This window comes from Paenibacillus taichungensis (genome assembly GCF_003287275.1).
Classification (GTDB): Bacteria; Bacillota; Bacilli; order Paenibacillales; family Paenibacillaceae; genus Paenibacillus; species Paenibacillus taichungensis_A.
This window is the reverse complement of record NZ_QEVW01000015.1, coordinates 159,099-172,564: the sequence shown is the minus strand read 5'-3', so window position 1 is coordinate 172,564 and position 13,466 is coordinate 159,099. Positions and strand designations below refer to the sequence as shown.

Here is a 13,466-nt window from a genome sequence, read left to right as displayed (position 1 = left end):
GATATAATGAGCCCATACAACAACAAGACTGGCTGCTGATCTGCTCTTTTTAAACGGAAAACAGAAGATTAGATGGCTGGCGTGGGAGGATCTGTGGAGCTGCGACGAAGCTGGCAAAGACTGCTCGGCCTATGGACTGATCGTCCCCGGCGGAAAGGTACGAAGATCGCCGGGCGTTATACGATATATGACTTGCTCGGCATGGGAAGTTATGGACTGACGTACCTGTGTACCGATGAACAGACTGGCAAGGATGTGGCGTTAAAAGAGTCCAAACCCAGCAAAGGTAGACTCGCTGTACGGTTGCTGGACAGGGAGGCGGATGTGGTGAATCGGATGGATCATCCGGCTATCCCTAAGTTGCTGGATGTGTTCACATATCGTGCGCGTAGTTACATTGTTACCGAGTACATCCTTGGTGAGACACTGGAACAGTGTATATTCGAGCAAGGCCGCAAATATACGGAACAGGATTGTCTGGAGCTGGCAAAGCAACTGCTGGCTCCCATTATGCATGTTCATGAGCAGGGATATATTCATGGAGATGTGCGTATTCCAAATGTCATTTTACGTGACGGGCAGGTGCGTTTAATTGATTTTGGCCTGGCGCGGCGCATGGGGGAGCCGTTGTGGCCTGAGCTGAAACGCCGGATGCGTGAATTACCTGAACCTGAAGATGAACTGGCTGCACCTGACCAGGATTTGCAGGATCTCGGTCATTTTCTTTTGTTCATGCTGTATTCCGCTTACGAGCCAGAGAAGGGCCGCAAACCGGCCAGCTGGCAGGAAGAACTCAAGCTCACGAAGGAAGTTCGCGACATCCTGGAACGACTGCTTGGACTTCGTCCAGGCTATGAAGGTGAAGCACTGAAGTTACAGGCAGATATTGACCGTGTGCTGATAAAAATGCGATGAAGAAATAAATAAGGGTTGTTTTGCTAACCGTGAAGACGGCAAGCAGAACAACCCTTTTAATACATATACGATGATTTAGCGCCAGTCTAAATGAAACGAACATTTCTGTTTGGAAATCGTAATACCAGCTTAGCTGGAGCTGTATTTTCTGCTTTTATAGTAACCGGAGCCATGGCGGTTATCCCGGTGTTTTGCATCCGAAGATGAATATCGTCTGTAGTTGCGTTTGCCAGAGGAACTGCTGTGACGTTTATATGAGTGTCTATCCGATGAGCTGTTACGCCTATGATGAGATGAAGATTTAGAATCGAGGAGTTTGCCGATAATCTTTTTGAACATGAACGTTCATCCTTTCGTCTTCAACCGTTTTAAGCATATACGGAGCTTTGTTAGACGGGTTTCGAATTTTTTTAAGGGGAATTGTATTTATTGGACAGGGGCGAGGTGTATAATAGAATGTTGAGGATTACACGGAATTTTTTATTTTGAGCATTTCGCGTTACAATAGAAGACAGGATGAGATTTTAACGGACAGGAGTAGTTGTAATGATTACGTTGAAAACCAAAGAACAAATCGAACTTATGAAGAAGGCCGGAGAAATTCTTGCCGCATGCCATAGAGAAATCGCCGGAATGATCCGTCCAGGGATCACGACACAGGAAATTGATCAGTTTGCCGAAGCTTTTATGAAGAAAAATGGCGCTACGCCGGAACAAAAGGGATACAACGGGTATCAATATGCGACATGTGCGTCGGTTAATGATGTGATCTGTCATGGATTTCCGGGAAAATATGTACTGCAGGATGGGGACATCGTTACGATTGATATGGTCGTGAATCTGAACGGCTGGCTGGCTGATTCCGCGTGGTCGTATGCGGTGGGTCAGGTGACTCCAGAAGCACAACATCTATTAGACGTGACCAAAACATCCCTCTACAAAGGGATTGAACTGGCTGTGATCGGCAACCGGATCGGTGATATCTCCAATGCGATTCAGACGTATGCGGAAGGAGAAGGCTTATCGGTTGTCCGTGAATTTATCGGTCACGGAATTGGCGAGAAAATGCATGAGGAACCACAGGTGCCTCACTACGGCCCACCACACCGTGGTCCACGTCTCAAGGAAGGCATGGTTATTACGATTGAGCCGATGCTGAACATTGGTACGTACCGTAGCAAGCTCGACTCGGATGGTTGGACAGCGCGTACTCAGGATGGAAGCCTGTCTGCCCAATATGAGCATACGATTGCCATTACAGCAGATGGTCCTGTTATTCTGACTGCTCAATAATGGCTCCCAATGTCTCCAATGTGATGATATTTGCATATTTCAAGGCGGCCCACGTTTGTGATCCGCCTGTTTCGGTTTAAACTATTTAGAGGCGATACACATAGAGCCGGTGGTTAATAATATCAGCTGACAGAGGTTTAACCCCTGTCCACTGGCAAGAAGGAGGTCATTTTGGTGTCTGAAAATAAACAGATCGTACTTGCGTCTCGTCCCGAAGGTGCCCCATCCAGAGAAGACTTTAAATTCATTGATGCACCGCTTCCTGTACCGGATGCAGGACAAGTTCTGGTACGTACGCTATATTTGTCTGTAGATCCATACATGCGGGGCCGCATGAAAGATACAAAATCCTATGCTCCCCCCTATGCGTTGAATGAAGTGATCAAGGGCGGAACGATTGGGCAGGTGGTGGATTCTTCGGAACCCAATTTGCGCAAAGGGGATTTAGTATCCGGCATGTGGGGCTGGCAGCAGTATGCAGCCGTAAATACGGGAGATATTTCCCTGATTGATACAGAAGAGGCTCCAATTACGGCTTACCTGGGTGCGTTGGGCATGACCGGTTTGACCGCTTATTTTGGCATGGAAGACATCGGTAAGCCGAAGGATGGCGAAACGGTGGTCGTATCGGGAGCCGCCGGAGCGGTAGGCATGATTGCGGGCCAGATCGCCAAGATTGTAGGTGCGCGTGTAATCGGGATTGCAGGTTCTGACGAAAAATGTGAGTATCTGAAAGAAAAACTGGGATTCGATGTGGTGTTGAACTATAAGCACGAAGAGGATATGTCTGCTGCCATTGAACGGGCTTGCCCGGCTGGCGTAGACGTCTATTTCGACAATGTTGGCGGTGAAATCTCGGATGCGGTACTGCGCCATATTAATCGGAATGCACGTATTCCACTCTGTGGACAGATTTCGTCATATAATCTGGAGAAACCGGATATCGGCATGCGCCCACAGACATTATTGTTAACCAATACAGCGTTAATGAAAGGTTTTCTGGTGGGTGACTATGCCAAGTCCTTCAAGGAAGGCCGAGCCAAGCTAGCAAAATGGATCAAGGAAGGCCACATTCAGTTTGAAGAAAACATTGTGGAAGGTTTTGACCAGACGCCTGAAGCATTTATGGGCCTCTTCTCAGGAGATAACTTGGGTAAACAGCTTGTAAAGGTTGCGGACCCCGAATAGATATAGAATCCCTAGAACATATGCCAGAACAAGAAAAGACACGTTCCGCACGATGAAGTGCACAGAACGTGTCTTTTTAGTTGTTAGGATGTTGCGATGAAGCTAAGATTCGGCAGCAACAACTTCCTTATAGTGTTTGTACATATATACCCGCCAGCGTACGATCATACCGAAGGCCAGAAGGAAGAACAATCCACCCGTTTGAGGAATGCTTACATAACGCTGAATGACTTCATGCAGGATTAGGCGTATTGCCAGCAATCCAAGCAGAATGAACGCGAAGCTTCGTGAACGGGTGGCAAAAATTTCTTCGTTAACTCGTTCAAAGCGAGTACTGCGAATGAGGGGATACGAGAATATAAACCAGCCCACCAACAGCGCGATAAGTGCCCATAGAAGCGGAACATGTGTCTCAGGTACAACAAACATGAGAAAACCCGTACTCATTCCCAGCGGGGGAATAAGTATTTTGCGAATGGTTACCGGACGGTGGCTGGCTTTCATTCGAATAAAAATGGCAAGTAGGGCCATGACGAGCATACCCAGAGTTGCACCGATCTGAAGGTAAGACGGACTGATTTGAGCCACGTAAAACTCCCTCTTTCTGGAATAATATGTTATCCGGACATCCGGAACATGATGCGAATTACCGGAATTTTCTGTTTCTATTATATCACAAACGAAGAAAGCCGATAGAATGCTTAGTGTATCATTTACCCGGATTGTATATAGAGGGTTCATTTGAAAAATTTGTATTATTGTACCCAGTGTGAGGCGGTTTATTCGAGTAAGGGGAAATCAGGAAATGAACGATCATGTACGGATGAATGTCCACCTTATCGGTGGGCAAAATGCTGGGTGGTTTGAAGGAAAAACCGTTTTGTTACTACAGTTGTCCAGTATCATATGTGGAAGTGTGCTTGTGCTCCTGCTATGCGCGTATGGCTACATCCTATGGGATAAGCATGCAGCGAGGCGAAGGGTGGTCGTGCAAGCAAAATGGTTGCATGAGTTTAATGCAGAAGGTGAAGGTTCCGCCCTAAGGAATTATTTTGACACAGGAGAACTTGACTCCGCTTTGCTTAATATGTCGGGAGATCAACAGGCTGTGTTGCAGGGCATCTTGTTACAACGACTGTCTCAAGGGCCCCGAGAAATGGAGCTTGCACGTATTCGCTTCTTGTCTTGGAGAGTCTTTGAAAGTTCATACAGAACAAGGCTTGGATCGAGGAAGTGGAGCGTTAGGGTTAACACTTTGTTATACGTCGAGCAATTTCATATGATAGAACTATTGCCCAAGCTTGAGGACATCCTTCGTTCTGCTTCATGTACGCCGCTTGAGCGGTTCATCATCTTACGCATGTATGCCAGAACAGGGTATATGAGAGTTTTGAAGGAATTACTGCGAAAGGATACGTTGCTTTCCGATTCACAGTATTTGCAGATCTTGTTACCGCTCACAGATGAGATGTGGTTGAAACTAATGGAACATTTCAAGGAACTATCTTATCAGGTCCAGTGTACGTTCATTGATGCTCTGCGAATCCGTGATGAACAGACAGATAACGCTATTTCATTGCTGGAGTCACTGATCCTTGGAGGGGATGCTGAACTTCGCACCCGCTCGTTACAGGCGCTCGCCCATGTTGAAAAGAAGGATAAGCGTTTGCTGAGACAGTTGTTGCTGGTATGGAATGAGCAGGGTGACGAAAGGCCACGCTCGGAGCGTTTAGTTGTGGCCCGATTGATGGGCAGCATTCGTGAAGAAGCTTTTGTCCCGCTACTGAAAAGGTTGATGGGAGACCCTTCTTTTCAAATCAGGCAGGAGGCAGCGAATTCACTTGCTCGATACGAGCAGGCGGTTGAGGAACTGCGCTATACAGCCTCAGAACACCCGGATAAATACGCAAGGCAGATAGCGGAGGAAACGCTGGAAAGGAAGCAGTATGGACGAAAGATGGATTAATATGCTGCGGAGTTTGATTGTGGCGTGGCACGAGGGGATTTTGATATACCTTATACTCGCCATTGTGATGTTCAGTGTACTGTTTCTCGCTGCTGTCCGGATGCTGATCCGGCAGAGGGATGTGGACTCGCTTCAATATGATGAGATGCTGAATGAGGAGCTGGCTCCGCCGGTATCACTTCTTGTCCCAGTGTACAACAGCGAGAACATGATTGTTGACCGTGTCGAACGTTTGTTGGAAACGCAATATGCTCTCTATGAAATTATCATCATCAATGATGGTTCCCAAGATGGAACTATGCAGCAGCTAATGGATACGTATGATTTGTTGCCTATTCAGAGTAAAGTTCATTATTCGGGTCTGGAACGGGAGATTGGACAGATCAGGGCAGTGTACCGATCTATGGTGCACTGCCATCTCCTCGTGATTGATAAGGAGTATGGTGGCCATATGGATTCACTGAATGTGGGGATCAACATGTCTCAATATCCCTATGTTGCATCGATTGGACAGGCGACTGTGTTAGAAAGGGATGCGTTGGTGAAGATCATGAAACCAGTTATGAGCGCTCTTCCGGGTGAAGAGATCGTCGCTTGCAGCGGCAGGGTAGATATGGCCAATGGGAAGTACCCATTTACTTCGATTCAAGGCATTACATCGTCAGAACGGGCATTAAGCCCCCTGCTTATAATGCAATATATTGAATATGTGCGAGCTTTTTTGATCAGTGGCATAGGACTTGTACGATATAACATCAATATTCTGTTGTTTACATCACAAGCTTTCGGTGTTTTCAAAAAAAATAGGATCATGGAAATCGGCGGTTACAACACGGATTCTCATGTAGGTCACATTGAGCTTGTCATGCGGTTGCACAAACATATGAAACAGATGAAAGAGCCTGGACGTATTATATACATTCCCGATCCGATCTGCAGTGTCAACGTACCGGAGTCCTGGAGCCAACTGCTGAAGCAGCGTGCTGGCTGGCATAGACAGCTCGCGGGCAGCCTATGGGAACAGCGCAGCATGATTGGAAATCCGCAATATGGGTGGATGGGGATGGTATCGATTCCTTATTTTATCCTTGTTGAACTGATGGGACCGGTTCTGGAGATTGCGACGATAATTTTTCTGATCTCGGGAATGTGGTTACAAATTGTGGATGTCAAGCTATGTCTGGTCCTTGCTCTGCTTCTGGTGCTCTACGGTTCCCTGTTGTCGGCTTGCGCGGTGATGTTTGAAATATGGTCCTCCCGCAGAGCATATACGTTTCGTGAGGTGACACGACTGTTTTTGTACGCATGCTCAGAGACATTTTGGTTTAGACCTATGAACAATGTATTCCGTATTTACGGACTGTTGCAGGTCGTGGGATACGGGAAGAAGAACAGTAAGCACGGAAAGGGGTAGTTTGCCGATCATCGTAATACCTTGGAACAGAGCAAGGAGGAATACGCTTCATGAATAGAAATCACAGGCCGCTCACGGTATGGACATTGGCTTGCTTGACCGTGGTATCAGTGGTCCTGGTTATTCCCTGGATTTTGTGGCAATCACAGGCACCGATACCGCTTAACATCATGATTGTTGACAAAGGTAAACCGGACTTGTCCTATGTAGGGCATAAGGGACTGGTGTGGATTTTGAATCAACAGAAGATTGTCCAACAAACAGGGGAGCATTATACGTACGAAGAAGACTACTACGGATATGATATACAGAACGGAATCTCCCGTATTGAACGGAAATTGCCGGATGAGGTAACCGACACGGACCTGATCTATCTGACGGCTAATCATCATCTTTCATCTACAGATACGAATGAGCGTATACAAGACAAAGCCTATGAAGGTCTCACGATCTATGATGCGCACAAAATCCGTGAAGCAGCAACCAAAGGTGTAACGATTGTTGCTGAGTTTAGCGCCTTGTCGAATGCTGTTTCGAACATGACAAAAGAGCAATTGTATCCGATTCTGGGCATGAAAAGCAGTGGATGGCAGGGGAGATCGGTATCGGATCTGCAGAGCCTGGATGAAGTGCCGCAGAAAGTCCGAATGAACTACGAGCTTAGAGAGAAAAGGGATTGGCCCTATCACGGAGCAGGTATTTTATTGGTTCATGAGGATGGACGGGTAATTGTACTGAAGAAAGGCCGGGATGTAAAGACCGGTGACTTAAAGGTCTCCTTTACACAGGAAGGTGAGGAATGGAGTGGAATTACCCGGGATATCCATTACAGCGAATGGTTCGACATTATTGTGCCTCAACAACAGGCTGCTGTACTGGCCTGGTATAAGACGGATCTGACGGAGAATGGTCAGCAGAAACTGATGGACGCAGGTATTCCGGTGGAATTCGCTGCTCTTATCCGGAATGAGGGCTATAATCGGACGTATTATATGGCAGGGTCCTTCGGAGAGCTGGAGCATTATTCGTTCTGGCGCCGTATCAAGGGATGGGATGTAGTAAAAACGAAGCTTACACCGGATCAAAAGGGTGTCTCCGATCGGTTTTACTGGAAGGTATACGTACCCGTAATGAAGAAGATTTTGCAGGAAGTCCAATCAGGGCAAGCACCCTGGCAATAGAAAAACCGTTCCTTTGGTTGCGGGACGGTAGGATACATAAGGAGGGCTGCAGATCAACTGCAGCCCTCCTCTATTTGGCATCAAAGATATATCGGGTTTTATGAATGAAGATGTTGCAAACCATTCAGGAAAGCGGCCACGGAAAGTTGCAGACTCTCATCCGGGTCAAAGTTCATACCGAAGCCGCCTTTTTCACCCATGGAGGCGAAGCCATGGCAAAGACTGCGTAATCCGCGAACGGCATGGAGCGTTTCCGCTTCACTTAGTGTATAGGGCTGCAACAGGCGGAGCAACAGATTTAGGGCAGCTGTACTCTCCACAACGAGCTGTGGTTCCTGACGGTCCGGAGCGTGGAAGAAGGCTTCGTACAGCCCTGGATGCTTGCGGACGAAGCCGATATATGCAGCAGCGACCTCCTGAATGGCTTCGTCGCCGGAACGGCCGGCGGAAGCCTCAGTTAATGCAAGCCTGAGCTGCTGTGCGGACATCAACGCCAATTCCTGGCGAAGCCCGGGAAGACCGTTGATGTGGTTGTAGAGCGACGGGGAGCGCACATCCAGCCGCTGGGCCAGAGCGGCCAGTGTTAGCGAATGGAATCCGTCGCTGTCGGCAAGCTGGACGGCGGCGCTTAACAGAACGCCGCGATCCAGCCCTTGGCGGGGGCTCACAGATGCCCCCCGGCAGGGCGCAGCCGCTGCTCCGCGTCTGCTGTAGCTGCTCGCATAGCCGCAGCGGGCTGACGCAGCATTCGTCCGTGCCCTACAGCGAGCACGGACGGCTCCAGCTCAGCCAAGCGCTTGGCGCTGGCAAGAGCAAGTTCACGGTTCCACGTCGCCAGCGCGGGGAACGGAAAGAGCGGGCGCAGCCGGCCGGATACGGCGAGACCGCCGTGCAGCTGATACGCGTCGCCAGCGATGAGCACGCGGCTGCGCGTATCCATGAAGGCCATATGGCCCGGCGTATGGCCTGGGGTAGCAATGGCGACCAGGGATCCGATCCGGTCGCCATCATCGAGCAAGCGATCCGGCCGGGTGCGGATCGCTTTGGGTACACTACCGCGTACCGGAGTCTGCGGCTCGCCGGGAAGCAGGGAAGCGTCTCCGGCCAGCAGCGGGGCATCTCTTCTTGAGATGCAGACCTCGGCTTCAGGCAGCGCATCCTTAAGACCGTCCAGTGCACCAACATGGTCGCCATGGGCGTGAGTCAGAATGATTCTGGTAATCGGTTTACCCAGGGATTGTGCAGTAGATAGAATCCCCTTCAGACTGAATGGCATTCCGGCATCAATAAGGGTAAACCCATCTTTTTCTTCAACAAGATATACGTTCACGGGGAAGAGGCGTGGAAGGAATGAAACCTGGACAACATCATGCTCACGTGTAATTCGCATCATTGAATCCTCCTTAAAACTAATGTTGTTAGTAATATAACTAATATCATTAGTTTTTGCAATACCCTATGAAGATATGCTTAAAAAATAGGATATTTTAAGCCGTAAAATCACTTTACAAAAAAAGCGTTTTCAAAATGAGAATAACCGATTATAATAATCTCGTAAGCCCTTTCATATGTCTATCTTATTGGAGCCTTTCGCGAAGCGATAGGCTCACTTTTTTTGTTCTTTCCCCCATAAAAACGGTTAGAACTCAACCTTTTTATTTAGTCTATGAAGAGCCTGTATATACTGATATGACAGGGGAATCGGGTTTTCTAACCCCTAAGTTGAGAGTGTTGACAAACATAACTGTTATTCCTATAATAACAGTTATACTTACCTTGGATTGAATGTTCATCGGTGAACGATATGCCGGGAAGGGAGTAAGTAATGAACAGTGAATTTACCATTGCTGTACACTGTCTGGTCTTTCTGTCCATGAAGGATGAGTGTATGGCCAATAGTGAAGACTTGTCTCAAAGTGTGGGTACGCATCCAGCCAGAGTACGCAAGGTGCTTAGTGTGCTGCGGAAGCACGGATACCTGACCACCAAGGAAGGTGCTCATGGTGGATATCTGCTCAGCCGTCCGAGTGGAGAAATAAAGCTTGGAGAATTGTACAGACTGGTAGCCGGTGGATCACTGGGTCCCAGTTGGTGCTCGGGAGAAACTGGTTCAACGTGCGTTGTTTCTTCCAATATGCAGGATGTAATGGGAAGCATCTACGATGGAGGCGAAGAAGCATTAAGCGCTTATTTTGACCGTATATCCATTGAGGATGTGAAGCATCGTATCGGTAATGGGAAAGAATGTTCTTTGTCTATGGAACCCTTGTCCATGAAGGATAGGTCATGACAGAACTGATCGTTAACAGCTCTTCATGATCTGGCCTTGGACTGCTGCTGTCAGGCATAGTGGACAGGCTATACAAGGGCGTTTGCTCCGGGTGTAAGATCCGTTGATGTTTCAGGCGATTCCGGGCATAACGTGAACACAGATGGAAGCGATCGTCTGCGCTGATGTTATTTTCGGAAGGTGAGAACTCGGTAGAGTTGGGCCTTACGAACGTAAAAAAATAAAAAGAACTTGGGGAGTGGAACGCATGTCCAGCATTGAAAACAATGAAACACTTCGCGTGATTAACGAACGTCACGCTGTCAAAAAGTACGAAAGTGGTTTTGTTATGCCTGAAGCAGATTTGAACGCTATCCTGACTGCCGCTTCCGAAGCACCGTCTTCATGGAACCTGCAACACTGGAAATTCCTCGTGATCGAATCCGAAGCAGACAAAGCCAAGTTGCTGCCAATCGCTTACGGCCAAAGTCAAATCACAGACAGTTCCGTTACGATCGCTGTACTCGGGGATCTGGAAGCGAACCGCAACGCCGTGATTTATGATCAGGCTGTTGAAGCAGGTGCAATCCCTTCTGAAGTTCGTGACGCATTGGTTGGACAGATCAATGGTGCTTACAAAAATCCGCAAATCGCTCGCGATGAAGCGATCCGTAATGCATCGTTTGCTTCACAGAACATTATGCTTGCTGCACGTTCCCTGGGATATGATACTTGCCCAATGGGTGGTTACAACCCGCAACAATTGATCGAAACGTTCAACATCCCTGCGCGTTATTTGCCAACGTTGTTGATCACTGTAGGTAAAGCTGCAGTTCCAGCTCGTCCGTCAGGTCGTTTCCCGTTGTCAGAAGTTGTAGTTAAAGGTTCTTTCTAAGACTGATTTTAGATCAGTTATCGCTATAGATATCAATAGATATAACATAAACAGCCGCATGTCCCCACTAGAGGGAAACATGCGGCTGTTTGGTATTTAAAATGACAGTGGATCATTATTTCTCTGGTGTTTCCGGGATTTTCGGTGCATTGAAATCTTCCAGGTACTCAATTGCGTTATACATCATAACCGCAGCTTCGGCGCGGGTAATCGTTTCCTTCGGATTGAAGTTGCCCTCGGTATCGAGCGTATTAATCTTCAAGACAAGGGAGCGTTGAACCGCACCTTGAAATTCTGGCGTAAGCTCTTTCTCATCCGTGATATCTACAGGCTTGATGTTAATCATCGGCAGGCCGCCTTTAGCTTCAATGCCTTGCATCAAGAAAAGGGTGTACTGTTCACGGGTTAGCGGCTTGGAAGGGTCGATGTCGTTGGACATCTTAATACCATTAAACTGAGCACGGACAAAAGCATCACTGTACCATACGCCATCTTTTACGTTGGAGAAGTAGTCACTTGGCAGAGGTTGCTTGACAAAACGAATCGTGTCCAAATTCAGATGGAGACCATCAGCAATAAGCTGTATTCCCTGAGCTGTGTTGAGTTCTTGTTCCGGTTTAAATAAGCTATCACTCACGCCTTTGATTAAGCCATCCTGATGAAGGGATTCAATCTTGTCTGCCCCCGTAATACCTTGAATATCAGTAAATTCTGCTTGAGCTGCATGAATCGGACCCGCGCTCAGAGAAAGGGAGAGTACTGCTCCGGCTGTTAATGCAGCCAATATGTTTTTTTTCATGACAGGTTCGCCTCACTTTTCCAGGGAGTATCCCTTTGTATAAAAGCTATTTGTCCCTATAGACGACCCTATTCCTCAAAAGGTTGCTGTAATTTTCCATTGGTTTTCTACAAGAAATGCCGTTGGAATATGTACAAAGGGAATGGACTATTGTAAGGCCTTACACTTTGTATTATGGTGAGGAAAGATAACCACTGAAGCAAAAGTCTGTGATTTGGGTAAGTACATAACAAGTGGAATCAACTATTCGGGATACAACTTCTTATAATTGCATGTAATTAGAGTGTGAGATCAATCATTTGAATCAATAAGGAGAGAATGAAACGATGGAAACAACAGCAACGAATGAAGCTTTTTTCTATACAGGTACTTATGCATCCGCAGATCAACCGGGAATATTTCTCTGTGCGTTGAACAAGGATACAGGCGAGTTGCGGATTGTAAATCATATGGATGGAGTAGAAAATCCATCGTATCTGGCCTTATCTCCGGATGGGAACTCTCTGTACGTGGTAAGTGAGACAGATGAGGGAGAGGTGCTGGTCTATCGCAGGGATGCTGCAACGGGTGAGCTGCATTTGATGGATCGCAAATTGACGAAGGGCGCATCGCCTTGTTATATATCTGTCACGGAGGATGGCAAGTGGGTGCTGACTTCGAACTACAGCAGTGGCAGTGTGAACGTATTCCCGGTAGGGGATCAAGGCACGCTTGAAGAAATGAGTGCGCTGATTGAGCATACGGGAAGAGGGCAGAATGACGACCGTCAGGAAGGGCCGCACGCCCACTCCATTCAACCAGACCCTTCGGGTCAATATGCCATTGTCTGTGATCTGGGTCTGGATCAGATTATTGTGTATCGTCAGGAAGAAGGCCGCTTGGTAACGCACCGTGAGATGAATCAGCCTCCAGGCTCCGGACCGAGACATCTCGTCTTCCACCCCAACTCGAAATGGGCCTATGTGATTAATGAATTGAGTAACACCATTACGGCGTTCATGTATGATCAGCGTCGAGGTGAGTTCACTACGTTACAGCATATCACCACACTGCCTGAAGGGCATTCTGGTGAAGGGACGGGAGCGGATATCCGTGTATCCCCGTGTGGCCGTTTCCTCTATGCTTCCAATCGTGGGGACGACAGCATTGTGCTGTATCATATTGACCAGGAATCCGGTAAGTTGGAGGCTATAGAGTGGACTTCCACTATTGGTCAGACTCCGCGTAACTTTAACTTGCTGCCAGGTGGCATTCTGCTGGTCGCCAATCAGGACAGCAACAATCTCGTTGCTTTTCAGATCAATGGTGAAGATGGACGTCTGACACACAACGGATTCAAATTGGAGATACCACGTCCAGTGTGTATTGCTCCAGTAGTATAAGGTGAGATGACACAACATTCTTTGTTACGTCCGGGTTCCGATCGAGTGTGCGAGAATGAAGCATCCAAGTCGAAAGATTCATCTTTCGGCTTTTTTCCTTTTTATCATACATAAAATTACTAAATTAGACCTATAGATGGAATTATATGTTTAATTTAAAATGA

13 protein-coding genes and 1 pseudogene are annotated in these 13,466 nt (G+C 47.6%); 9 read left to right on the top strand and 5 right to left on the bottom strand.

Going from position 1 to position 13,466, the window contains the following annotated elements:
* Positions 1-72: 72 nt before the first annotated feature.
* From DC345_RS23110 to DC345_RS23095, 3 genes are all read left to right on the top strand, one after another.
* Positions 73-915 carry a serine/threonine protein kinase gene (locus tag DC345_RS23110; RefSeq protein ID WP_113055142.1) on the top strand — a complete coding sequence of 281 codons (843 nt, stop codon included), beginning with the start codon at positions 73-75 and terminating at the stop codon, positions 913-915.
* A gap of 546 nt (positions 916-1,461) precedes the next feature.
* Positions 1,462-2,208: a type I methionyl aminopeptidase gene (map, locus tag DC345_RS23100; RefSeq protein ID WP_063566201.1), complete on the top strand. Its 747-nt coding sequence runs from the start codon at positions 1,462-1,464 to the stop codon at positions 2,206-2,208.
* A gap of 174 nt (positions 2,209-2,382) precedes the next feature.
* Positions 2,383-3,396, top strand: coding sequence for an NADP-dependent oxidoreductase (locus DC345_RS23095; RefSeq protein WP_113055138.1), 1,014 nt, complete (start codon positions 2,383-2,385; stop codon positions 3,394-3,396).
* 102 nt (positions 3,397-3,498) lie between these two features.
* Here DC345_RS23095 and DC345_RS23090 read toward each other — a convergent pair whose 3' ends face one another.
* On the bottom strand, positions 3,499-3,984 hold the full coding sequence (locus DC345_RS23090; RefSeq protein ID WP_175382111.1) for a CcdC family protein: 486 nt from the start codon (positions 3,982-3,984) through the stop codon (positions 3,499-3,501).
* Between the two features lie 217 nt (positions 3,985-4,201).
* Here DC345_RS23090 and DC345_RS23085 point away from each other — a divergent pair, with 217 nt between their 5' ends.
* The 3 genes from DC345_RS23085 to DC345_RS23075 are packed head-to-tail and all read left to right on the top strand — an operon-like array spanning position 4,202 to position 7,957.
* On the top strand, positions 4,202-5,362 hold the full coding sequence (locus DC345_RS23085; protein ID WP_113055137.1) for a HEAT repeat domain-containing protein: 1,161 nt from the start codon (positions 4,202-4,204) through the stop codon (positions 5,360-5,362).
* Positions 5,343-6,776 (top strand): glycosyltransferase family 2 protein, encoded by a 1,434-nt coding sequence (locus DC345_RS23080; protein ID WP_113055135.1) that lies wholly within the window; start codon positions 5,343-5,345, stop codon positions 6,774-6,776. Before DC345_RS23085 ends, DC345_RS23080 begins: the two co-directional genes overlap by 20 nt.
* Positions 6,777-6,826: 50 nt before the next feature.
* Positions 6,827-7,957 carry a hypothetical protein gene (locus tag DC345_RS23075; RefSeq protein WP_113055133.1) on the top strand — a complete coding sequence of 377 codons (1,131 nt, stop codon included), beginning with the start codon at positions 6,827-6,829 and terminating at the stop codon, positions 7,955-7,957.
* 98 nt (positions 7,958-8,055) lie between these two features.
* Here DC345_RS23075 and DC345_RS23070 read toward each other — a convergent pair whose 3' ends face one another.
* From DC345_RS23070 to DC345_RS23065, 3 genes and pseudogenes are all read right to left on the bottom strand, one after another.
* Positions 8,056-8,445: a TetR-like C-terminal domain-containing protein gene (locus DC345_RS23070; RefSeq protein WP_258530778.1), complete on the bottom strand. Its 390-nt coding sequence runs from the start codon at positions 8,443-8,445 to the stop codon at positions 8,056-8,058.
* Positions 8,446-8,496: 51 nt separating this feature from the next.
* Positions 8,497-8,625: pseudogene (locus DC345_RS32250) on the bottom strand (TetR family transcriptional regulator); the annotation flags it as partial.
* The gene (locus DC345_RS23065; RefSeq protein WP_181586703.1) at positions 8,622-9,347 is read right to left on the bottom strand and encodes an MBL fold metallo-hydrolase; all 726 of its coding nucleotides are present in this window, start codon (positions 9,345-9,347) and stop codon (positions 8,622-8,624) included. The gene DC345_RS23065 and the pseudogene DC345_RS32250, both read right to left, overlap by 4 nt.
* Before the next feature lie 435 nt (positions 9,348-9,782).
* Between DC345_RS23065 and DC345_RS23060 the strand changes: the two genes are divergently transcribed.
* On the top strand, positions 9,783-10,247 hold the full coding sequence (locus DC345_RS23060) for an Rrf2 family transcriptional regulator (RefSeq protein ID WP_113055130.1): 465 nt from the start codon (positions 9,783-9,785) through the stop codon (positions 10,245-10,247).
* Positions 10,248-10,494: 247 nt separating this feature from the next.
* Positions 10,495-11,121 carry a nitroreductase family protein gene (locus tag DC345_RS23055; RefSeq protein WP_113055128.1) on the top strand — a complete coding sequence of 209 codons (627 nt, stop codon included), beginning with the start codon at positions 10,495-10,497 and terminating at the stop codon, positions 11,119-11,121.
* A gap of 115 nt (positions 11,122-11,236) precedes the next feature.
* On the opposite strand, the gene DC345_RS23050 is transcribed toward DC345_RS23055, so the two are convergent.
* On the bottom strand, positions 11,237-11,920 hold the full coding sequence (locus tag DC345_RS23050) for an S-layer homology domain-containing protein (RefSeq protein ID WP_113055127.1): 684 nt from the start codon (positions 11,918-11,920) through the stop codon (positions 11,237-11,239).
* Positions 11,921-12,246: 326 nt separating this feature from the next.
* Between DC345_RS23050 and DC345_RS23045 the strand changes: the two genes are divergently transcribed.
* Positions 12,247-13,302 carry a lactonase family protein gene (locus DC345_RS23045; protein ID WP_113055124.1) on the top strand — a complete coding sequence of 352 codons (1,056 nt, stop codon included), beginning with the start codon at positions 12,247-12,249 and terminating at the stop codon, positions 13,300-13,302.
* Positions 13,303-13,466: the final 164 nt, after the last annotated feature.

What these genes read in the sequence shown, in the direction of transcription:
- DC345_RS23085 (WP_113055137.1), top strand. Translation starts at nt 4,202, where the DNA reads ATGAACGATCATGTACGGATGAATGTCCACCTTATCGGTGGGCAAAAT.
- DC345_RS23045 (WP_113055124.1), top strand. Translation starts at nt 12,247, where the DNA reads ATGGAAACAACAGCAACGAATGAAGCTTTTTTCTATACAGGTACTTAT.
- map (WP_063566201.1), top strand. Translation starts at nt 1,462, where the DNA reads ATGATTACGTTGAAAACCAAAGAACAAATCGAACTTATGAAGAAGGCC.
- DC345_RS23060 (WP_113055130.1), top strand. Translation starts at nt 9,783, where the DNA reads ATGAACAGTGAATTTACCATTGCTGTACACTGTCTGGTCTTTCTGTCC.
- DC345_RS23050 (WP_113055127.1), bottom strand. Translation starts at nt 11,920, where the DNA reads ATGAAAAAAAACATATTGGCTGCATTAACAGCCGGAGCAGTACTCTCC.
- DC345_RS23070 (WP_258530778.1), bottom strand. Translation starts at nt 8,445, where the DNA reads ATGTCCGCACAGCAGCTCAGGCTTGCATTAACTGAGGCTTCCGCCGGC.
- DC345_RS23065 (WP_181586703.1), bottom strand. Translation starts at nt 9,347, where the DNA reads ATGCGAATTACACGTGAGCATGATGTTGTCCAGGTTTCATTCCTTCCA.
- DC345_RS23075 (WP_113055133.1), top strand. Translation starts at nt 6,827, where the DNA reads ATGAATAGAAATCACAGGCCGCTCACGGTATGGACATTGGCTTGCTTG.
- DC345_RS23110 (WP_113055142.1), top strand. Translation starts at nt 73, where the DNA reads ATGGCTGGCGTGGGAGGATCTGTGGAGCTGCGACGAAGCTGGCAAAGA.
- DC345_RS23080 (WP_113055135.1), top strand. Translation starts at nt 5,343, where the DNA reads ATGGACGAAAGATGGATTAATATGCTGCGGAGTTTGATTGTGGCGTGG.
- DC345_RS23055 (WP_113055128.1), top strand. Translation starts at nt 10,495, where the DNA reads ATGTCCAGCATTGAAAACAATGAAACACTTCGCGTGATTAACGAACGT.